The sequence below is a fragment of the Actinoplanes sp. M2I2 genome (genome assembly GCF_023544445.1).
Lineage (GTDB): Bacteria > Actinomycetota > Actinomycetes > Mycobacteriales > Micromonosporaceae > Actinoplanes.
The window spans coordinates 18,588-37,915 of the sequence record NZ_JALPVJ010000023.1; the positions used below are offsets into that span (position 1 = coordinate 18,588).

General features: G+C 70.3%; 23 protein-coding genes and 1 pseudogene. 6 read left to right on the forward strand and 18 right to left on the reverse strand.

Annotated elements, in window-relative coordinates; genetic code table 11:
* Nucleotides 1-2: 2 nt before the first annotated feature.
* Nucleotides 3-170: a 50S ribosomal protein L33 gene (rpmG, locus tag HJC40_RS35550; RefSeq protein ID WP_250007845.1), complete on the reverse strand. Its 168-nt coding sequence runs from the start codon at nucleotides 168-170 to the stop codon at nucleotides 3-5.
* Entirely contained in the window at nucleotides 170-406 is a 237-nt protein-coding gene (rpmB, locus tag HJC40_RS35555; RefSeq protein WP_250007846.1) for a 50S ribosomal protein L28, read from the reverse strand. Before rpmB ends, rpmG begins: the two co-directional genes overlap by 1 nt.
* Nucleotides 407-449: 43 nt before the next feature.
* Between rpmB and HJC40_RS35560 the strand changes: the two genes are divergently transcribed.
* The gene (locus HJC40_RS35560; RefSeq protein ID WP_250007847.1) at nucleotides 450-1,703 is read left to right on the forward strand and encodes a GTP-binding protein; all 1,254 of its coding nucleotides are present in this window, start codon (nucleotides 450-452) and stop codon (nucleotides 1,701-1,703) included.
* A gap of 9 nt (nucleotides 1,704-1,712) precedes the next feature.
* On the opposite strand, the pseudogene HJC40_RS35565 reads toward HJC40_RS35560, so the two are convergent.
* Nucleotides 1,713-1,850: pseudogene (locus HJC40_RS35565) on the reverse strand (transcriptional repressor); the annotation flags it as partial.
* Nucleotides 1,851-1,890: 40 nt separating this feature from the next.
* On the opposite strand from HJC40_RS35565, the gene HJC40_RS35570 reads away from it, so the two are divergent.
* Nucleotides 1,891-2,148 (forward strand): type B 50S ribosomal protein L31, encoded by a 258-nt coding sequence (locus HJC40_RS35570; protein WP_250007848.1) that lies wholly within the window; start codon nucleotides 1,891-1,893, stop codon nucleotides 2,146-2,148.
* Here HJC40_RS35570 and HJC40_RS35575 read toward each other — a convergent pair whose 3' ends face one another.
* The 7 genes from HJC40_RS35575 to HJC40_RS35605 all read right to left on the reverse strand — a co-directional run bounded on the left by HJC40_RS35575 (nucleotide 2,149) and on the right by HJC40_RS35605 (nucleotide 7,955).
* On the reverse strand, nucleotides 2,149-2,487 hold the full coding sequence (locus HJC40_RS35575) for a metalloregulator ArsR/SmtB family transcription factor (protein WP_250007849.1): 339 nt from the start codon (nucleotides 2,485-2,487) through the stop codon (nucleotides 2,149-2,151).
* Nucleotides 2,484-3,335: a metal ABC transporter permease gene (locus HJC40_RS35580; protein WP_250007850.1), complete on the reverse strand. Its 852-nt coding sequence runs from the start codon at nucleotides 3,333-3,335 to the stop codon at nucleotides 2,484-2,486. The genes HJC40_RS35575 and HJC40_RS35580 overlap by 4 nt, the downstream gene beginning before the upstream one ends.
* Nucleotides 3,319-4,203 carry a metal ABC transporter permease gene (locus HJC40_RS35585; RefSeq protein ID WP_250007851.1) on the reverse strand — a complete coding sequence of 295 codons (885 nt, stop codon included), beginning with the start codon at nucleotides 4,201-4,203 and terminating at the stop codon, nucleotides 3,319-3,321. Before HJC40_RS35585 ends, HJC40_RS35580 begins: the two co-directional genes overlap by 17 nt.
* A complete protein-coding gene (locus tag HJC40_RS35590) occupies nucleotides 4,200-4,970 on the reverse strand; it encodes a metal ABC transporter ATP-binding protein (RefSeq protein WP_250007852.1) in 771 nt (256 codons plus the stop codon). The genes HJC40_RS35585 and HJC40_RS35590 overlap by 4 nt, the downstream gene beginning before the upstream one ends.
* A 1-nt stretch (nucleotide 4,971) precedes the next feature.
* On the reverse strand, nucleotides 4,972-5,970 hold the full coding sequence (locus tag HJC40_RS35595; protein WP_250007853.1) for a metal ABC transporter substrate-binding protein: 999 nt from the start codon (nucleotides 5,968-5,970) through the stop codon (nucleotides 4,972-4,974).
* Nucleotides 5,971-6,168: 198 nt separating this feature from the next.
* A complete protein-coding gene (locus HJC40_RS35600) occupies nucleotides 6,169-6,837 on the reverse strand; it encodes a hypothetical protein (protein ID WP_250007854.1) in 669 nt (222 codons plus the stop codon).
* A 113-nt stretch (nucleotides 6,838-6,950) separates the two neighbouring features.
* Nucleotides 6,951-7,955, reverse strand: coding sequence for a hypothetical protein (locus HJC40_RS35605; protein WP_250007855.1), 1,005 nt, complete (start codon nucleotides 7,953-7,955; stop codon nucleotides 6,951-6,953).
* Nucleotides 7,956-7,988: 33 nt separating this feature from the next.
* Here HJC40_RS35605 and HJC40_RS35610 point away from each other — a divergent pair, with 33 nt between their 5' ends.
* Together HJC40_RS35610 and HJC40_RS35615 are read left to right on the forward strand one after the other, a co-directional pair.
* Complete coding sequence (locus HJC40_RS35610; RefSeq protein WP_250007856.1) at nucleotides 7,989-8,381, forward strand: hypothetical protein; 393 nt, start codon at nucleotides 7,989-7,991, stop codon at nucleotides 8,379-8,381.
* A 50-nt stretch (nucleotides 8,382-8,431) separates the two neighbouring features.
* Nucleotides 8,432-10,003, forward strand: coding sequence for an alpha/beta fold hydrolase (locus HJC40_RS35615; RefSeq protein ID WP_250007857.1), 1,572 nt, complete (start codon nucleotides 8,432-8,434; stop codon nucleotides 10,001-10,003).
* Between the two features lie 78 nt (nucleotides 10,004-10,081).
* Here the strand turns inward: HJC40_RS35615 and HJC40_RS35620 are convergent, their stop codons facing one another.
* From HJC40_RS35620 to HJC40_RS35630, 3 genes are all read right to left on the reverse strand, one after another.
* Nucleotides 10,082-10,798: an SDR family NAD(P)-dependent oxidoreductase gene (locus tag HJC40_RS35620; RefSeq protein ID WP_250007858.1), complete on the reverse strand. Its 717-nt coding sequence runs from the start codon at nucleotides 10,796-10,798 to the stop codon at nucleotides 10,082-10,084.
* A gap of 30 nt (nucleotides 10,799-10,828) precedes the next feature.
* Nucleotides 10,829-11,503 carry a helix-turn-helix domain-containing protein gene (locus HJC40_RS35625; protein WP_250007859.1) on the reverse strand — a complete coding sequence of 225 codons (675 nt, stop codon included), beginning with the start codon at nucleotides 11,501-11,503 and terminating at the stop codon, nucleotides 10,829-10,831.
* A 104-nt stretch (nucleotides 11,504-11,607) separates the two neighbouring features.
* Nucleotides 11,608-12,321 (reverse strand): TetR/AcrR family transcriptional regulator, encoded by a 714-nt coding sequence (locus HJC40_RS35630; RefSeq protein WP_250007860.1) that lies wholly within the window; start codon nucleotides 12,319-12,321, stop codon nucleotides 11,608-11,610.
* Nucleotides 12,322-12,449: 128 nt separating this feature from the next.
* Between HJC40_RS35630 and HJC40_RS35635 the strand changes: the two genes are divergently transcribed.
* Nucleotides 12,450-12,998, forward strand: coding sequence for a thioesterase family protein (locus HJC40_RS35635; RefSeq protein WP_250007861.1), 549 nt, complete (start codon nucleotides 12,450-12,452; stop codon nucleotides 12,996-12,998).
* Here the strand turns inward: HJC40_RS35635 and HJC40_RS35640 are convergent.
* From HJC40_RS35640 to HJC40_RS35650, 3 genes are all read right to left on the reverse strand, one after another.
* A complete protein-coding gene (locus HJC40_RS35640; protein ID WP_250007863.1) occupies nucleotides 12,985-13,869 on the reverse strand; it encodes a GNAT family N-acetyltransferase in 885 nt (294 codons plus the stop codon). The two genes, HJC40_RS35635 and HJC40_RS35640, sit on opposite strands and share 14 nt — an antisense overlap.
* A gap of 44 nt (nucleotides 13,870-13,913) precedes the next feature.
* Nucleotides 13,914-15,308: an MFS transporter gene (locus HJC40_RS35645; RefSeq protein WP_250007864.1), complete on the reverse strand. Its 1,395-nt coding sequence runs from the start codon at nucleotides 15,306-15,308 to the stop codon at nucleotides 13,914-13,916.
* Nucleotides 15,309-15,437: 129 nt separating this feature from the next.
* Nucleotides 15,438-16,469: an NAD(P)-dependent alcohol dehydrogenase gene (locus tag HJC40_RS35650; RefSeq protein WP_250007865.1), complete on the reverse strand. Its 1,032-nt coding sequence runs from the start codon at nucleotides 16,467-16,469 to the stop codon at nucleotides 15,438-15,440.
* 238 nt (nucleotides 16,470-16,707) lie between these two features.
* Here HJC40_RS35650 and HJC40_RS35655 point away from each other — a divergent pair, with 238 nt between their 5' ends.
* Nucleotides 16,708-17,289, forward strand: coding sequence for a TetR family transcriptional regulator (locus HJC40_RS35655; protein WP_250007866.1), 582 nt, complete (start codon nucleotides 16,708-16,710; stop codon nucleotides 17,287-17,289).
* Between the two features lie 51 nt (nucleotides 17,290-17,340).
* On the opposite strand, the gene HJC40_RS35660 is transcribed toward HJC40_RS35655, so the two are convergent.
* Both HJC40_RS35660 and HJC40_RS35665 read right to left on the reverse strand, forming a co-directional pair.
* Nucleotides 17,341-18,225 carry a hypothetical protein gene (locus HJC40_RS35660; RefSeq protein ID WP_250007867.1) on the reverse strand — a complete coding sequence of 295 codons (885 nt, stop codon included), beginning with the start codon at nucleotides 18,223-18,225 and terminating at the stop codon, nucleotides 17,341-17,343.
* Between the two features lie 5 nt (nucleotides 18,226-18,230).
* The gene (locus HJC40_RS35665; RefSeq protein WP_250007868.1) at nucleotides 18,231-19,214 is read right to left on the reverse strand and encodes an RNA polymerase sigma factor; all 984 of its coding nucleotides are present in this window, start codon (nucleotides 19,212-19,214) and stop codon (nucleotides 18,231-18,233) included.
* Nucleotides 19,215-19,328: the final 114 nt, after the last annotated feature.

Consider the following 19,328-nt stretch of genomic DNA (forward strand, 5'->3'; position numbering starts at 1 on the left):
CATCAGCGGTCCTCGCGGAACTCGACGTGGCGGCGCAGCACGGGATCATACTTGCGCAGCACCAGGCGGTCCGGGTCGTTGCGGCGGTTCTTGCGGGTGACGTAGGTGTGGCCGGTGCCCCCGGTGCTCCGCAGCTTGATCACCGGGCGTACGTCCGTGGTGCGGGCCATCAGAGCTTCACGCCTCGCGCCCGCAGCCGGGCGACGACGGACTCGATGCCGTCACGGTCGATGATCTTGATGCCGGTGGTGCTGACGGTCAGGCGCACGTGCCGGCCCTCGGACGGCACGAAGTAACGACGGCGCTGCACGTTGGGATTCCACCGGCGCCGGGTGCGCCGGTGCGAGTGGGAGACGTTGTTGCCGAAGGACGGCTGCTTACCGGTGACATCGCAGATCGAGGACATGCGGTCACTTTACAATGAAAATCATTTCCAACAAGATGGGGGTATGACCGACCTCCGAACCCGCGTGACGGTGCTCGCCGGCTTCTCACCCGCGGCCACCGACGCCGTGGCCCGCAGCCTGCTGGTCACCGACCCCGCGCTGATCCTCGTCGCACACGACCTCACCGACGTCCGCGACGGCGTCGTCCGGCGCACCGTACGCACCTCGGACCGGGTCCTCGAGGACGACTTCACCGAGCTGGTGCACGGGTGCGTGTCCTGCACGCTGCGCGAGGACGTCATACCGACCCTGGTCCGGCTGAGCCGCCGGCACCCCGACAGCGATCTGCTCCTCGCGCTGCCCCCGGCCGTCGAGCCCGAGGCCGTCGCCACGGCGTGCTCGATGTCCACCGTCGACGGCGTCGCCGTCACCGACGTGGTGCGCCTCGACTCGTTCGTCACCGTTGTCGAAGCCGCGGGATTGCTCGACGACCTGACCAGCACCGACGACCTGCGCGACCGCGGCCTGCACGCCGCCGGCAACGACGATCGCGGAGTAGCCGATGTGGTCAGTCGTCAGATCGAGTTCGCCGACACCATCGTGGCCTGGAGCACCCCGGAGATCGACGTCCTGGAGCGCGACCGGCTCACCGCCCTGCTGCACCGGCTCGCCCCCTGGGCGGCACACCTCCGCGTCGGGGACACCCCGATGGTGGATTGCACGGCTCTGGCGGCTCGCCTGCTGCGCACCGGCCGGCACGATCCCACCGTGCCCGGCATGCCGGGGCGGGCCCTGGAGGGCTACCCGATCGGCATTCACGACCCGGCCGGCGAGCACCGGGTCAACGCGCTGCTGTTCCAGAGCCGACGGCCGTTCCACCCGCAGCGGCTGCACGACACTCTGGACGATCTGACCAGCGAGGCCCTGCGCGGCCGGGGCCAGTTGTGGATCGCCACCCAGCCCGACACCGCGATCTGCTGGGAGTCGGCCGGCGGCGGCCTGCTGCTCGGCAACCTGGGCCGGTGGCTGGCGGCCCTCCCTCGCCAACGCTGGGACGAGGCCAGTGACATGCGGCGGCTGGCCGCCGACGCCGGCTGGGATTCCTACTACGGCGATCGCGCGACCGTGCTGTCGTTCGTCGGGCTCGGCCTCGACGTGGAGGCGATGACCGCGATGCTGCGACGCTGCCTGCTCACCGACGCCGAGCTCGCCGACGGGGCCGACACCTGGCAGGCCCTGCCCGACCCCTTCGCCGGATTCTTCCCGGCCGACGGCGAGCAGCACCCGGCGGCAGCCAACGAGGGAGCCGTGCCGTGACCAGGCGGCTCAGCCGGCACAGTCCGCGCCGGTGCCGAAGACCGCCACGGTATGCCCGACATCGGGGAAACCGTGCTCGGAGGCGACCCGGTCGGCCCAGCGCTCGACAGCCGGACCGGCCACCTCGACGCGCTGCCCACACGTTCGAACGGTGCTTCCGGCTCGTCACCACAGAGGAGAAACCGCAATGAAAAACGGCATCCATCCCGCGTACGGCTACGTCGTCTTCCGCGACCGCAGCGCCGACTACGCCTTCCTCACCCGCTCCACCGCGACCAGTGACAAGACGATCACGTGGGAGGACGGCAACACCTATCCGGTCGTCGACGTCGAGATCTCGGCGGCCAGCCACCCGTTCTGGACCGGCCGCACCCGCCTGCTGGACACCGCCGGCCGGGTCGAGAAGTTCCGAGCCAAGTACGCCCGCGCCCGCGGCCAGAAGTGATCAGAGCCGGGACGCCCCGCCACGTGGGCGTCCCGGCGGCTGTTCGGCGGCGTACCGCAGGATGTCGTCGATGAGCTGCCCGGTGGCATCGTCGGGCAGGAAGTAGAACACCTGCCGGCCCTGGCGGCGGCGGCGCACCAGGCCGGCGTCGATCAGATGGCGCAGATGATGCGACACCGCGGTGGAGTGCGCCGGGACGGACTCGGCCAGCTCCGTCGGCGTGGCCGCACCGGCCCGCAGCAGGACGAGAATGTGCAGCCGATGCTCGTAGGCCAGGCCCCGCAGCGCCTCTACGGCCTTGGCCAGCGCGGCTTGGCTGATGCCGGGTTCGGCCGTCACGTGCGCGCCCCGGCACTGTCGGCGGCGGTCACGAGAGCAAGCCGGCCGGTCGCCGTACGCAACCGGTCGATCGCCCAGGAGACCGCCAGCACGGCCGTCGCGGTGAGCGAGATGCTCGCCCCGGCAGCGACATCCCACCGGCTGGAGAACCACAGACCGGCCAGCCCACTGCCCACCGCGAAGGTCACCGACAGCGCGGTGACGACCGGCAGACGGTCCGACCACAACCGGGCCGCCGCGGCCGGCGCGACGATCAGCGACACGGCGAGGATCGTGCCCACCGCCGGAACCATGGTGACCACCACGACCTCGATGGTCAGCAGCAGGACGATGTCCCAGGCGCCGACCCGCATCCCGCCGGCCTGGGCCGAGGTGCGGTCGAAACCGATGCTCACGAGGGGACGAGCGCCGACGGCGAGCACCCCGCCGACGACGACCAGAGCGATGGCCGTGGTGACCAGATCCTGCGGGCCCACGGTGAGGATCGAGCCGACCAGGAACGAGGACAGGTCGCGGCTGAAGCCGCTCTGCGTGGCGACCAGCGCGGCGCCGAGCGCGAACCCGGCCGAGAGCAGGACGCCGGTGGCGGCCGACGCGTCCTGACCACGGCGACGGGTCAGCGCGGCCACGCCGAGCGCGATGATGCTGCCGGCCACGACGCCGCCGAGCATGATGTTGACGCCGATGATCGAGGCCAGCACGACGCCGGGGAAGGTGGCGTGGGTGAGCGCCATCGTGAAGAACGACAACCGGCGCAGCACGACCTGCACGCCGACCAGACCGGCCAGCGCGCCGGCCAGAATCACCTCGGCGGTGGCCCGGTGCAGGGCGTCATCCCACCAGCTCATGGGCGGAGTTCCTCTCCGGGGCGGGCGGCACACCGGGTCGCCGGGTGCGCAGCAGGCGTACGGGAATCAGCAGCAGATAGGCGGCGACCAGCAGCAGGACGACCGAGGAGGCGGAGGTCAGCGCGACGCCGTAGCGCAGCGAGGCCGTCCAGCTGGCCAGCAGACCCGCGTAACCCGCGCCGACGATCAGCACCGTCCCGACGACCGCCATCGCGACGAGCTTGTCGGTCACCATCCGGGCCGCCGCCGCGGGAACGATCAGCAGGGCGACCACCAGGATGGTGCCGACGGCGCGGACGGCGGCGACCACGACCAGGGCCACGACAATGTTGAGCCACAGGTCGAGCCAACCGACGCGGAAGCCGGCCGCCGCCGCGCCGGCCGGGTCGAAGGTGCGGAACAACAGGGCTCGGGCGCCGATGAGCAGGGCCACCAGGACCACGACGGCGACGACGGCGGTCTCGGCGATCTGCCGTGGCGTCACGGTGAGCAGGCGGCCGAACAGGAAGGCGGTGAGGTCGGCGGTGTACGAGGTGCGGCGCGAGACCAGCACGACGCCGACCGAGAACATCGCGGTGAGCACCACCGCGGTCGCGGCGTCGTCGGAGACCCGGTTGCCCCGGGTCAGCAGCGTCAGCACCACCGCTGTCAGGAGGGCAGCCACCAGGGCGCCGACGAAGAGCCCCTCCAGGCCGCCGGCGACGAAGCCGATCACCACGCCGGGAAAGACGGTGTGCGTCAGCGCGTCGGAGACGAAGGCCAGGCGACGGGCATAGACGAACACGCTGACCGGGCCGCAGATCAACGCCAGCAGCCCGATCTCGATCAGGGCCCGGCCCATGAAGGGCAGGGTGAACGGCTCGATCACGGCTCGACCAGCATCATCCGGCCGTCGGTGAGGTCCACCGCGTGGCCGCCGTAGGTCAGCCGCAGGTTGTCCGCGGTGAGCGTCCCGGCCGGCGGGCCGACCGCCCACTGACGTCCGTTGACCAGGCAGACCAGGTCGGCCAGCTCATCGGCGACGCCGAGATCGTGAGTGCTCAGCACCAGGGCGGTTCCGTCGCCGCTGAGCTGGCGCAGAGCGGTCATGATTGCTTCCTGGCTGACCGCGTCGACGCCGTTGAACGGCTCGTCGAGCAGCAGCAACCGCGGCTCGGCGGCGATGGCCCGGGCGAGCAGGACCCGCTGCCGCTGACCGCCGGACAGGGTGCCGAAGCGATGTCCGGCCCGGTCGGCCAGTCCCACCCGGTCCAGGGCTTCGGCGACCGCGCGGCGATCGGCCGCGCGGGCGGGCCGCCACCAGCCGATACGCCGGTAACGGCCCATCATGACCACCTGCCGGACACTGACCGGGAAGTCGGCGTCCAGCGTGTCGGTCTGCGGCACGTATCCGGCCCGGCCGCGAGCCCCGACAGGGTCGGCGCCGAGCACCGACGCGGACCCGGCCAGCACAGGGACCAGACCCAGCACTGACTTGATCAGCGTGGACTTGCCTGCCCCGTTCGGCCCGACCAGAGCCAGGCGCTGCCCGGCGGAGAGTTCCAAGTCGATGTCGGTCAGCACCGGGGTGCCGTGGTAGCCGACACTGACGCCGGCGTATCGCAGGGCCGCGCCGGTCACCTCGGCTCCGGTCATGTCAGCCGCCCAGCGCCGAGACGATGACCTCGGTGTTGTGCCGTTCGGCGCCCAGATAGGTGCCCTCGGGCGTACCCGGCGCGCCGAGGCTGTCGCCGAACAGCGCGTCCTCGCCACCGATCACCTTGACACCGGCCTGCTGGGCGATGGCCTCGGCGCTCTTGGGCGGCAGGGAGCTCTCCGTGAAGATCGCCTTGGTGCCGGTCGCCTTGATCTTCGTGACCAGGTCGCTGAGTTGCTTGGCCGACAGCTCGGCCGACGTGTCGATGCTGGGGATGACCGAGCCGACGAACTCGAGCTTGTAGCGGTCGACGTAGTAGCCGAACGCGTCGTGGTTGGTGACCAGCTTGCGGTCGCCGGCGGGCAGCTTGGCGAACGCCGTCTCGTTGTCGGCATCCAGCTTGTCGATCTCCGCCGAGTAGGTGCTCAGGTTCTTGGCGAACGCGGCGGCCTTGGCCGAGTCGGCGGCCGCGAGCCCCTTCTCGATGGTGGTCACCATCATCTTGGCGTTCTGCGGGTTGTGCCAGATGTGCGGATCGTGCTCCTCGCCGGCGTGCTCCTCGCCCTCCTCCTCGGCGTGCTCCTCGCCTTCCTCCTCGTGGTGACCGCCTTCGCGCAGCTTCACGCCCTGGCTCGAATCGACCACGGCGCCCTTGAAACCGGAGGCCTCGATCGTGCGGTCGAGCCATTCCTCCAGGCCGACGCCGCTCTTGACGACGACCTTCGCGGAGGCGATGGCCTGGATGTCGGCCGGCGTGGGCTCGTAGTCGTGCGGGTCGACGTTGGGCTTGATGATCTGCGTCACGGCCACGTCGGAACCGCCGACGTTACGGACGAAGTCGGCCACCTCGGGGGTTGTGGCGACGACCGCCAGTGGCGTGCCGCCGGACGCCGCCGAACTCGCCTGACCGGCCTCGTCGTTCCCGGAGCCGCACCCGGCCAGGACCGTGGCGGTCGCCGCGGCGGCCGCGATCCAGAATATGCGTGGGCGGTGTTTCATCGATTCCACTCCTGTCACTGAGGAGCAGAACGATAATCGTTTTCAGAAACAATCGTCTAATAGCGAGATGACTATCTGTGCATCACTATCAGACCCGGAAATCGACGTATTATCAATTGCGCATATCCGCGCGAATACCGTTACCGCACCGAGTGACTACGCGACCGCGCACACCGCCGCGTGCCCGCCACCGTCAGGTCAGCTGCCCTCGGGTGCGCCGTCGCCGACGTTCGCGCCACCCTCGGGTGAGTCCGTGAGATAGACGTGCTGATGCCCCTTGCCGGCGTCGATGTTGATCTGGTCGAGCTGCGTGGCCGCCACCGACCAGTCGGTGACCGCGAGCAGCCGCTGCCGCGACGCCACCACCAGCAGCGGCGGCCGATGACCGGCCGGCAGAGCACGGGCCGCGGCGAAGGTATCGACCGCCAGCGACAGCTGGCCGACCGCGTTGCGCAGACCATTGCGGGCGACGTTGGTGGCGGTGCTGCCCGATGGCGTGGCCTTGTGCCGCTCCACCTGCTGCACCATGATCTGCTTCCACTGCGACAGTTGCTGGCCGGTGACCGGCTGAGTCTCCACAGGGCGGGCGTCCACGGCCGGCAGCGCGGACCGCAAGCCAGTCACCACCGGCTTGACCTGCTCCGCGGTGCTGCGCGCCAGCGCGGTCAGCTCGACGATCTGAGCCGCGTCCCGTTTGGCCTCGTCCTCCTGCAGCGAGGCGACGGCCGCGTCGGTGTCGCTGCCGGTGTCGCTGCCGGTCGGGCCGGCCACCAGTACGCCGATGAACAGACCCACCGCCGCGGCCACCAGCAGCGCCAGGGCAGCACGAAGCATCCCGCCGGGCAGGGCGCCGGCCCTGGAGGCCACGGGCCTGCTCGACGCCGGCTTGACGGTCCTGCGCGACATCGCCCACCCCTGGTCACCGGCTACAAGGCAGGCATCACGTTACGTGCTTCATTCGATCAGGGTCAATGTGTTGCCTACCGGAGCAACCAAGCCATTCGTCCGTCGCGCTCGCCCTGGGCAGAGCGAGGTACTGCGACCATCCCGCCCGCTCCACAGCAAGCGTTCAGAAAGCAGCGATCCGTGGTGAACTTGTGGCGCGCGTCATCGTCATATTCAGCGAGGCCACCACGCCGATGGGCCAGGATCAGGGCGGCCTGTCCGTGACGGCCCATGCGCAACGCGGCGGGCAGTTCGTCGGGCATGAGACGCAGGTACGACAGCGCGTCGTCCCAGTCCCCGAAGTCGTAGCTGCCCATGGCCACGCCGAGCAGCAGCATCGCGGCCCGGTTCCGTCCGGTTCGCCGTACGAGCTCGGGCACGGTGCGGGCCGCCTGCCGGAACTCCGCCGGGTGACCGAGGTTGTTCAGTGCCGCCAGACGGTTGTTGAGCAGCATGATGTGCAGGGCGGGCCACTCACCGGCCACGCCGGCCGCGTCGAGGGCGGCGAGTCCGGCGTCGAGGTGGGCCAGGGCCGCATCGGGGTCGTGCCCGATGGCGGCCAGGGCGTGGCGTGCGTAGCCGATCGCGTCCGCATCATCGGCCGCTTCCGCCTCGGCCAGAGCACGGCGCCCTTCGGACCCGCTCTCCGCGATCGCACCGCTCTTGAGCAGGAGCAGGGCCCGGCGCGACCGGATCCAGGCCCGGCGTCCGGCGGTCAGCAGCGGATCGGCGAGGGCCTTCTCGCTCAGCGCGAGCGCCTCCGCGAAACGACCGGTGCGGTTGGCCACGGCCAGCCGGGCCAGCCAGGCGTCGGCCCGGCGGACCGGATCGGCCGACAGCTGCAGCAGGCCGGCGGCCACCTCGTCGGTCGGTGCGTCCCGGCCCAGGGACTGCACGATCGGCATCAGCCGGGTGGCCAGCACCTCGCCCCGGCCCGACGTTGTGGCCGCCCCTTCCAGCGCCGCGGACAGCAGCACGGCGGCGGGCTCGGGTGAGCCCCGCAGGACCCACTCGGGCAGCTCGGCCAGCCAGCCCGCCACCCAGGGCGGCTGTGGACCGGGTGCCGCGAGCAGATGGGCGGCGACCAGACCGCACCCGACGGCGCTCTCCTGATCACTTTCAACAGCACCAGCGCCAAGGACGTCGCACGAGCCGAAGCGGACCTGCAGCGCCGCGGCGTACGCATCGAACTGGTGGCCGCCACGCACGACTGCCTCGGCGTTCTCGGCGCCGCGCTCCTGCCCACTCCCCCGCACCCGGAGCCCGGCGGGCCGCCCTCGCGGGGGAACCTGCCGGCGCTCTACGCCTTCCAATCGCTCACCGGAGACGACACCTTCGCTGTCCGGCCCGATGTCATCCCGGCCGGGCACGCCCTCTGGGTCGCCATTGCCGACAACGGCACAACCCTGCTCACGGTCTCGGACTTCCGGCCGCTCGGAAGCCCGCAGCCCAACTTCTGCGCGTAGCTTCTCCGCGGGCTTGACCGTGTGCCGGGAACACGGTCTGCACTGGACGCATGAATCGAAGGAACGGCATACGCCGAGGACTGGCTCTGACCGTCGCCGTCGCGTTGACCGGGTCACTGGCGGCGGCTCCGGCCGCCGCCGTCGGCGGCAGCACCGGGCAGGTGGAGTGGGGCGCCTGCCCCGATCCGATCGCGGCGGCCGCGCCGACGGTGGAGTGCGGGACCGTGACGGTGCCGCTGGACTACCGGGATCCGGACGGGACGCAGATCGACCTGATGGTGTCGCGGATTGCCAGCACGAACCCGGCGAAGCGGCGCGGCGTGCTGCTGCTCAACCCGGGCGGTCCGGGCGGCTCGGCGCTGACGATGCCGCACGATCTGGTCACCCTGGGCGTTCCGGCGAGCGTCACCGACGCGTACGACCTGATCGGCATGGACCCCCGGGGCGTCGGCTACTCGGCCCGGGTCGACTGCGGGTTCACCGATGAGCAGGCTTACCCGGGCAACGTGCCGCCGTGGGCCGAGGACGACGCGGCGGTCCGCGAGCAGGCCGCCGTCGCCCGGGCCGTCGCCGAGCAGTGCGCGGCCCACGACACCGAGGGCCGGATGGCGCACATCTCCACGGCCAACACGGCTCGCGACCTGGATCGGATCCGGGCTTCGCTGGGCGAGCAGAAGGCCAGCTTCCTCGGGTTGTCGTACGGGTCGGCCCTCGGCGCCGCGTACGCCTCGATGTTCCCGGACACCACCGACCGGGTCATCATCGACAGCAACACCGGCGACACCGCCTTGACCCGGGCGGGCCTGCGCCGCTTCGGGCTGGGCTTCGAGCAGGCGTTCCCGGGCTTCGCCCGCTGGGTGGCGGCACGGCACACCTCGTACGGCCTGGGCCGTACGCCCTCGCAGGTCCGCGCCACCTACTTCGCGCTGGCCGAGCGGCTCGACGAGCAACCACTGCCGTACGTGGACGGCCGCGCGTTCCGGCTCAACACCTTCGCCGCCCTGTACAACGAGTCCAGCTACCCGGCGATGGCCCGGGCCTGGCAGCAGGTGAAGGGCGCCGGTGCGGTGACGTCCGGCGTGCGGCCCGCGGCCACGCCCAGCCCGTACTCCAACTTCTTCTCCGCGTTCCTGGCCGTGACCTGCAACGACAGCGAGTGGCCCAGCAACGTCGGGGCATACCGCCGCAGTGTCGCCGAGGACCGCGAGAAGTACCCGATGTTCGGCGCGGCGTCGGCCAACATCAACCCGTGCGCCTTCTGGTCCCTGGGGCCGACCGAGCCCCAGGTCGCCGTCAACGACGACGGGCCGGCCAACATCCTGATCCTGCAGAACCGCCGGGACGCCGCTACGCCGCTGCGGGGCGGGCAGATCATCCGGGCGAAGTTCGCCGACCGGTCCCGCCTGGTCACCGTCGACGAGAACCAGCACGGCGTCTACGTCTACGACGACAACCCGTGCGCCCTCAACATCGGCACCGCGTGGCTGGTCGACGGCGTGCTGCCGCCCGACACGAACTGCGCGGCCTCCCAGCGGTCCGGGCTGAACCTGGACCGCGAGGGCGAGCAGCGCCGGGCCGAGACCTTGCGCAAGCGCCCGCTGGGCACGGTCACCACCAACTGATCAGCGGCTCACCCGTACCGGCCCCCACGCCCGTGCCGCGTGGGGGCCTCGAGCCGGTCGCCGAGCACGCCGCCGGGTCTACAGGCTCTGGCCGCCGCTGAGGTCGATGACCGAGCCGGTCGCCCAGCCGAAGGCGTCGGACAGGATCGCCGGGACGGCCGCGACGATGTCGCCGACCTCCGCGATGCGCCCGTGCGCGATGGTCCGCGCGGCGAGCTCCTGGACCTGCGGCGCGCGCATGATGCCGCCGCCGAAATCGGTGAGGACGGCGCCGCCCATCAGGGTGTTCACCCGGATCGACCGGTCCGCCAGCTCCACCGCCTGATAGCGGGTCAGGACCTCGATCGCGCCCTTGGTCGCCGCGTACGCGCTCATCCCCGGCACGACGCCCCGGGTGAGCGCGGTGGTGACGTTGAGGATCCGGCCGCCGTCGGCGATCAGCGGGAGCAACGCCTGGGTGAGGAAGAACGGGCCCTTGAGGTTGACGCCGACCAGCTCGTCGAACTGCTCCGGCGTCGTCTGCGCGTACGGGGCGAAGGTGCCGATGCCGGCGTTGTTGACGAGGTGGTCGATCCGGTCCGCGCCGAAGTGCCGGGCCACGGTCTCGCGCAGGGACTCGGTGAAAGCGCCGAAGGTGGCCACCTCGGTCACGTCGAGCGGGAGCATGGGGAAACCCGCGCCGGCCGGGTCGCTGGTGCGATAGGTGCCCACCACGTCGACGCCGGACTTGCTGAGCTGCTCCGCCATGCCCCGGCCGAGACCCTGTCCGGCTCCTGTCACCAATGCGATCGTCATGCCGGCCACGATGCCGCGGCGTACCCGGCGTCAGGCAGTTGTGTCCGCTGAGCGGACAACCATTTTCTCGAGCGCCCGGGCTGCCCGGTGCACGGCAACGGCCATCGCCTCCGCCGGGCGGGCCGCCACGGTGGCGATCTGCAGGGCGGCGCGGCGCCCACCCGGCAGCAGCACGGGCGCGGCATAGCACGTCAGCCCCTCGAGCACATGCTGGTCGTCGACGGCGGCCCCGTACGGGCGGCGACGCGCCGACGGAGTCCCGGCCGGGCCCAGCACGATCGCCGCCGCCGTGGTCTCCGGCATCGGCGCTCCCGCACGGGCGTCGAGCGGCAGGTGCTCGCGCCCAGGCACCATCTCCAACGCGACGAAGCCCGTGCCGGCCGGCACGACCAGCGACACCGCGGCCCCGGTCTGCTCGCGTACCGCGCCGATCACCTTGGCAGCGGCGGGCCGCAGACCGGGCAGCGGCTCCACCTGACGGCCGAGGCCGAGGAGACCCGCGGCGAGCATCCATCTGCCGTCGGCCCACTCCACCGCTCCGGTGTCGCGCAGCTGGCGCAGCAAGCGGTGGACGGTCGGGCGCGGCAGCCCGGTCAGCGTCGCGAGACGGGCCACCTGCCGATCAGCCCCGGTTGCGGGCAGCGCGCGCAGCACCCGGAAGGCGCCATCGACAACGCTGCGGGGTCGTACGGGACGGTCCGGCATGGAGCGAGCTTAACCCCCGGTCGGAACAGCCTCAGCGGGTTGATCCGGCCTTCGGGTCGGTCGCTCTCACCATCGGAATTCGGCAAGGTGTGCTCCCTGCCGGGTCACGCTTTCGCTGGGCTACCGGTCCTGGACACGGCTTCCACCGCTTCCCCCGTTCTCCCAGCGTCCCCCGCCACCGGTGCGGCGCCGTCCCAGGCGAGGATGGCGCCGAACCGTTCGGTGAAGGCTGCGGCCAGCGCACGAGCCTTTTCGGCGGTCTCCGCAGGAGATTCGGTGCCGGTGACGCGTTGCAGAGAACCGTCCCTGGTCAGGACGACCAGGCCGTGAATCAGCGCCCAGGCCATCAGCGATTCGAGCGGCACCGGCCGCGATTCCGAGGGCGGCCAGGGGTCCGCGCCGCTGACGAGGTAGTCGAGGACCCCGAAGACGGACCTGCGTTGCTGCGCCAGCTTCGGATCGTCCTGATGCAGCGGCTCCGAGCCGAACATGACGTCGAACATGACCGGCTCGGCGAGGCTGAAATCCAGGTAGGCGCGTCCGAGAGCCGCGACCCGATCGATCGGCCGCTCCTGCGGGGTCGCTGTCACCGCTTCGAACCGCTTCCGCAGGTGTTCGAAGCCCACCACGGCGAGGGCGGTCAGCAGTCCGGTGCGGTCGCCGAAGTGATGCTTGGGAGCGGCGTGGGACACGCCGGCCCGACGTGCCACGGCGCGCAGGCTGAGCCCGGTCGCGCCGCTCTCGGCGAGTTCCTGCCAGGCGGCAGCCATCAGGGCCGCCCGGCCATCACTCCGGCCGGACCCGTCATGGACTGTCATGAAGGCATCCTCGCCGCAACGCCTTGACAGTGTCAACCCAGTTCGCGATGATACGGGCCGGCTTGACACTGTCAATGAACTCTCCGAGTCGGTGAGTTCTGACTCGGATAGAGGGAGGGCCGCTCAGCATGAAAATGCTTTTTCGCCTGTTCTGGTTGATGCTGCGGGCCCGGCATCGACCCCGTACCAGCGTCTGGGACACCCATCAGCTCGACTATCGTGTGCGGTTCCGCGACCTGGACCTGCTCCGGCACATGAACAACGGCGTGTACCTCGCTCTGCTGGACCTGGGCCGGATGGACCTCACTCTCCGGGCCGGCTTCTGGGACCAGATCAGGCGCCACGACATCGTCCCGGTGGTGGCCAACCTGACGATCAGATATCGCAAGCCGTTGAAACTCGGCAATCGGTTTCAGGTCGAGACCCGCCTGGCCGGAGTGGACGACATCTCCGTCTTCTTCGAGCAACGCATTCATCACGGTGGCGTCGTCTACGCGGAGGGGGTCGTCCGGCAGCGTTTCCTCCGGCCGGGCGCAGGAACCGTTCCGATCGACGAGCTCCTGCAGTGGGTCGATCCGCGGCCTGAGGACCGGGTGGTGGCCCCGTGGATCCTCCAGTGGGCAGCGAATCCGCCGCCGCCGAAGCTTCTCGACGACTCGGTTGTCAGCAACCGATGACGTGACCGGCCGGCGGCGACCACGCAGATGGGTCCGCCTGCAAGCGATCGTCGCTGATGGAGGTGCTCGACATCGCCGAAGGGGCGGGCACGTCACTCGGCGGTGCAGCGAACACGGTCAGGTGCTCCAGGGTGCGAAAGCCGGCCGAGCGGTACACGCTCTCGCCCATCTCGGACGCATAGAGGTAGGCCGTAGCGGCACCTGCGGCGAAGCCTGCACGGACCATCTCGAGCGTGACGGCCCGGCCGTATCCTCGCTGTCTGAAGCGCGGCAGTGTAGTGATGTTGTAGATCCCCGTCAGGTCACCAGAAGTAGCAGTAAAGCCGGTTCCAACCGGCACGCCATCCAGCTCCGCGAGGTAGAACGTGAATCCGTCGACCTCTGCCAAGGCCGGCTCACCAAAGATCTGAAATGCCTCGGGCGGCCCTTCGAAGCCTTCGGCCAATGTCGTCACGTACAGATCCATCTCGTTGCCCGGCACCACTCTCACCAGCAAGTCATCGGCGAGTGCCTCTGCGGGCAGCCCTCGGTCGGAGCTACGGACCATGAGAGGCAGTTGCGACTGAGAGGTCCTCCCGAGCCGCGCTGCTGCCTCGCTGATCGACGGGCTGGGAATCCCTCGCACGTGGATGGTCCAGGGAAGCTCCCACGGACCTTCCGTTGCTGCCAGCGCCTCGATCTCCTCGGCGCTCGGCTCCGAGCTGGGACTGATGATGGCGTTCAGAGAAGCAATCGGTGCCCCGGAGATCGCTAGTACGGCGCCGTTCGGGCCTCTTCGAGTGCGCCCCGTAGTGACGCCGGCCAGGTCCGCACACAGGTCGGCATAGGCGGACACGAACGCCATCAGCGGATCGGTTCCCTGATCAGTCATCATGATCCTTCTCGGGTGAGCGGGTTGATCGCCGGCGTCGACGGTCAGCGCTTTGAGCTGCGGGGAACGGCGTCCCGGCGCGCGCCGGCTCCCGGCAGGGCGAGCGCTGCCGGCACGGCCAGTCCAGCCACACCGGCGCAGAGCCAGAACGCCATCGTGAACGACCGGTCGGTGGGCAGTTCCAGCGCGGTGGTCTGGCTCGTGAGGAGGGCGGCGAGCACAGCGGTGCCGATGCTGCCGCCGATCGTTCGGGCGACGGAGTTGACGCCGATGGACTCCCCCGTCTCAGCAGCGGGCACCTGGGCGATGATGGCGTTCGACACCGCCGTGAACGCGATCCCGAGGCCTACCCCGACGATGACACCGGAGACCAGGAGCTGCCACAGCGCACCGTGAGCGATCGCCGGCACCACGAACCCGACGGCGACCAGAGACGTGCCCAGCACCATCGGCGGCTTGGCGCCCGAACGGCGGACCAGCGCTCCGGCCAACGGTGGGAACAGCACCAGCATCATGACGGTGGGCAGGAGGAACAAGCCGGCCGCGGTCACGCTGCGGCCGAAGCCGTACCCCGTCGCCTCGGGGAGCAGCAAGATGATCGGAACCAGCAGGAACGTTCCGAACATCGCGAAGCCCAGCACGAGCGCCACGAGATCGGTGGCCCACACACCTCGCCGGCGCATGAGTCCCATGTTGATCAGTGGTGCCCGGCGTCGTCGCTCGAACAGGACGAACCCGAGCATCGTGACGACCCCGAGCGCGAGCAGGCCGAGCGTCTTGCCATCGACCCAGCCCCAGGCCTGGCCCTGGCTGCTGGTCAGGACCAGGGATACCAGCGACAACGCGAGGATCCCGGCACCGGCGAAGTCCAGACGTCCGGCGCTGCGCCGCCCCGAATCACGCAGGCCGAAGATCGACCCGAGCAGAGCGATCACGATGAGGGCCAACGGGATCCAGAACAACCAGCGCCAGGAGAGGTTGTCGACGATCGGTCCCGCGGCCACGGTTCCCGGGCCGGAGCCGATGCCCCAGATGGCCGACATGAAGCCGATCGTGATGCTGACCCGGTCGGGCGGCAGTTCGTCGCGGACGAGGCCGATGGACAGCGGCAGGATCGCTCCCGCGGCCCCCTGCAGCACTCGCGCGACGATCAGCACGCCCAGGTTGGGAGCCAGCGCGGCCAGCAGGGTGCCGACGACCATGACCGCCAGCACCCCGATCAGGACGCGACGCTTGCCGACGAGGTCCCCGAGCCGGCCCAGGATGGGAGTCAGCACGGACACGGCCAGCAGGTAGGCGGTGAGAACCCAGCCGGCGTTGCTGGTCGTGGTGTCCAGCTCCCGGGTCAGCGTCGGCAGCACCGGCGTCACCAGCGACTGCAGGACGGCGAAGGCGAGGCTTCCCAGGGACAGGTAGACCACCAGGGAGGTGGTGTTCACCCCCCTCGGCAGAGTGGTGTCCGTCGTCGGCGAGGGCGGAGACTCGTCTCGTTGCTCGATGCCGTGCGACATCGGTCCCCCGCTCCGTGTCGGTATGGTCCGCATTGAGGACGCCCAGGCACGCCCTGCTCAGTTCTGGTGCATGTCGAGGACGAACCGGTAACGCACGTCGTTGCGACGCAGGCGGGCCAGCGCCTCGTTCACCTGGCGGGCGGGCATGACCTCGACCTCCGCGGTGATGTGGTGCTCGGCGCAGAAGTCGAGCATCTGCTGGGTGCCGCGCCGTCCGCCGCTGCCCGCGGACGCCAGGCTCTTGCGGCCGACCAGGAGCGCGAGGGGGTCGAAGCTCATCGAGCCGAGTGCACCGAGCGAACACAGCGTGCCGTCCAGCTTGAGTGCCCGCAGGTACGGCGTCAGGTCATGTGCGGCCGACGCGGTGTCCAGGATGAAGTCGAGCTGACCGGACCGCGCCTCCATCGCCGCGGCGTCGCGGGAGACGACGACCTCGTCCACGCCGAGCTCCTTGGCGCCCTCGCCTTTGGCGGCCGAGGTGGTGAAGAGCACGACGTGAGCGCCGAGGGCGTGGGCGAACTTGACGGCGAGATGGCCGAGCCCGCCGAGGCCGACGACGCCGACCTTCTTGCCCGGGCCGACCTCCCAGCGCTTGAGCGGCTCCCACACCGTGACGCCGGCACACATCAGCGGTGCGACCGCGGGGGCCTCGAGGTTGCCCGGAAGGTGGTACACGAATCCCTCGGTGGCGACGTATTCGTTCGCGTACGCACCGAGAGTGGGTCGCCCGTCGTGCCGGTCGGTGCCGCCGTAGGTCAGCGTCGGGAACGAGGTGCAGTAGTTCTCCTGACCGACCTCGCACATCGGGCAGGTGCCACAGGAGTCGACGATGTTACCGACCGCCACGGCGTCGCCCACGCGAAACCGGGACACGGAGCTGCCGACGGCCGTTACGACTCCCGTGAATTCGTGCCCGGGCACCAGGGGGTAGGTGTTCCCCTGGTCGATCTCGTGCAGGTCCGAGTGACACACTCCGCAGTAGGTCACGTCGATCGCGACATCATCCGGACGCAGGTCCCGGCGAGAGATTTGCGTGAGCGTCAGATCGGTGTCCGGTGCGGCCTTCGTGTAGGCGTACGTCGTGCGCATGGTTTTGTTCCTTTCAGCCGCTGAATCGAGGCAACGCCGAAGCAGCGATGAACGCGGTCACAGCACAAGTGGAAGAGACGGGGTCACGGAGCGCTGGCGGGCGAGGGCGCGACGCCGCGTCGACCGTGAGCGGGCTGACCATGACTCCTCCGAGAAACAATCTGGTTAGTTTCTGTTGAGCCGACTGTAGGTCAGCGCTCCAGCGAGTGCAACTAACTAGTTTGGTACTGTGGTGGACATGAGGGCCGGAGGAGAAGCGACGCGCGCCAGAATTCTCGAAGCCGCCCGCGCCGAGTTCGCGCAGCACGGCATCGCCGGGGCTCGCGTGGACCGCATCGCGGAGCAATCCCGCGCGAACAAGGCTCAGCTGTACGCCTACTTCGGGAGCAAGAACGCGCTCTTCGACGCCGTGTTCTCAACCGCACTGCATGCGATCGTGGACGCCGTCCCGATCGACGGCACGGACCTCCCCGGGTACGCGGTCCGGCTTTACGACGAATACCTCGAGCACCCCGAGCTGATCCGGCTGGCCGCCTGGTCGCGACTCGAGCGTCGACCGACCGGGCCCCTCACCGCCGAACCCCCACCGCGCGCCGAGGAGAAACTGGGCAACATCGCGGCAGCGCAGGCCGCCGGCCACATCGACAAGGACCTCGACCCGTTCGACGTTTTCGTCACCGTGATCGCGCTCTCCATGGCGTGGTCCCCGGCGAGCACAACCTTCACGGCGAGCTCGTCGGATGCCGAGTCCGACCACGAACGCCGCCGCCACGTCCTGCGCACGCTCGTCGCACGGGCGTACGCACCCGCGGGAAGCTGACGACACCGGCATCGTTCCCCTCGCGAAAGGGGATCGGGCAGGAGCACGTCATCAGCGAGATTCATCGCGCGTCATAGCCGACCCTTTCCGCACATCACCACCTCGGCCGTCCTCGGGGTTCTGCCAGACCCAGTTCGTGCGGACGTAGCGCAGGGTGAGACCGGCGCGTTGCACGTTGTTCAGCGAGGAGTGCTCCGGAGCGTCTTCGAACCAGGCCGTCTCGGCGGTCACCCAGCGGCAACCGGCTTCCCGAGCGGCCTCGATGCGGGCGGCGAGCAGCGCACTCTGCGCACCCCGGTTACGGAAGGCGGCCAGCGTCGCGCCGGTGGTGAGCCCAGCCACGTCGCCGTTCAGATAGAGGTTTCCGCCTGCCACGATCCGCTGCTCGCCGGTGGCCGGGTCGGTGTCCCATGCGGCGTACGGACGCCACCGCGGGTCGCCGACGGTCCCGGTCAGAATCTCGGCTTGGCCCTCGCGCGGGAAGCCGAACGTGTCGAGAATGACCGTGGCCCACTCGGCGGCGTCCGCGGCCGTCACCGGCGCCGTCCGCACAGCGCCGCGCCGGACGGGCACGGTGTCGATTTCGCCGGCAAGCTTGGCCACCTGCCCGCCGCGGTCGTGGATGCCCCGGGTTGCGCAGATGTCTGCCCATCCGGCCGGCAGCGTGTCCGGCCGGAGCTGCAGGACGGCCTCGGTGACGCCGTGCTCGCGATAAAAGGCGAGGATCTGGTCGATCAGGTCTGCGGTCACGGGCTCGGTGAAGCCAAGGGCCTTGTTCCAGTAGCCCGCGCCGTCGTGCCGCATGGCGAGGACGACACCGCCGCCGATGCGGGTGACCGCTGCGCCGTCGGCCCGCGGCGCCTTGGACACGTAGTCGTACATGAACTCGGCTTCGACCGTTTCGGCGTCGAAGTCGGAAAGGATCGTCGTGGTCATGCCTATCAGTGCCGGTGGCCGTCCTGAAAGTTCGCTCGAACACTGTGAACCGGCTCACGTGGGGCTGGTGGCCGAGGCCGGTGCACCACCCGCACCCGTTCCGCGCGGCCGTCACGCAACGTCTGCACCACCGCCATGCCCGGCGGGCAGTGCGTCGGGTCCCACGGCGGACTCACCAGGTCGCTCTCCCAGATCAGCACGTCGCGGCCTGTGATCACATTGCGCAGCGGGTGCCGCACCCCGGCCGCGAGATCCCGGTCGAACACACTTCCGAAGATCCCGGTCCCGTGCCCGTGCACCCCGCTCGGCCACCAGCTCCGCACGTCGGCGTGAAACAGATCGTCCATGGCGGTGAGGTCGCCCCGCTCGGCGGCGGTGAAGAAGTCCGCCGCCTGCCGGCTGCGGGTTTCGGTCAGCGCGGCCAGGTCGTCGGCTCCGGCCGCGTCGGCGGTGTCGCGCAGCGCGCCGGCCAGCCGGGACCGCGCCTCGCTGAGACGGCTGCGCACCGTGCCGACCGGCACGCCGCAGGCCCGCGCGATGCTTCCGTAGTCGTCGATGGAGGTGAAATACCGCAGCATCGTCACCAGACGCAGCGGCGGAGAGAGGTCGTCCAGCGCCCGCCATACCCAGTCGCGCACGGCCAGCCGGTCGATCAGTTCCTCCGGGTTGGGCTCGCGCGCCGGCAGGTCGGGCAGTTCGCCAGTCGGGCGCCGGGCCCGGCGCAGCACCGCACGACTCGTGTTGCGGGTGATCCCCTTCAGCCAGGGCCCCACGGCCTGCGGCGTGCGCAGCTCGCCGAGCCGGCTCAGGGCGATCAGCGAGGCGTCCTGCACAGCGTCCTCGGCGTCCGGACCGGCGCCCAGGATGCTGATCGCGACGGCGTACATCTGGGCGCGATGCCGGGAGAGCAGCAAACCCACGCCGGCCATGTCGCCCCGCCGGCCGGCGCGCACCAGATCGGCGTCGGCTTCATCGAGGTCGACGGTCATCGAACAGACGATAGCCGAGGCGACGGTCCGCTCCGCCGGTGCGGCGTATCCGGCGTGAGAAGTCAGCGCCTCAGGTGGTCGGCGAGACGTTCGGCGACCGGTCTTGGGTGTCGA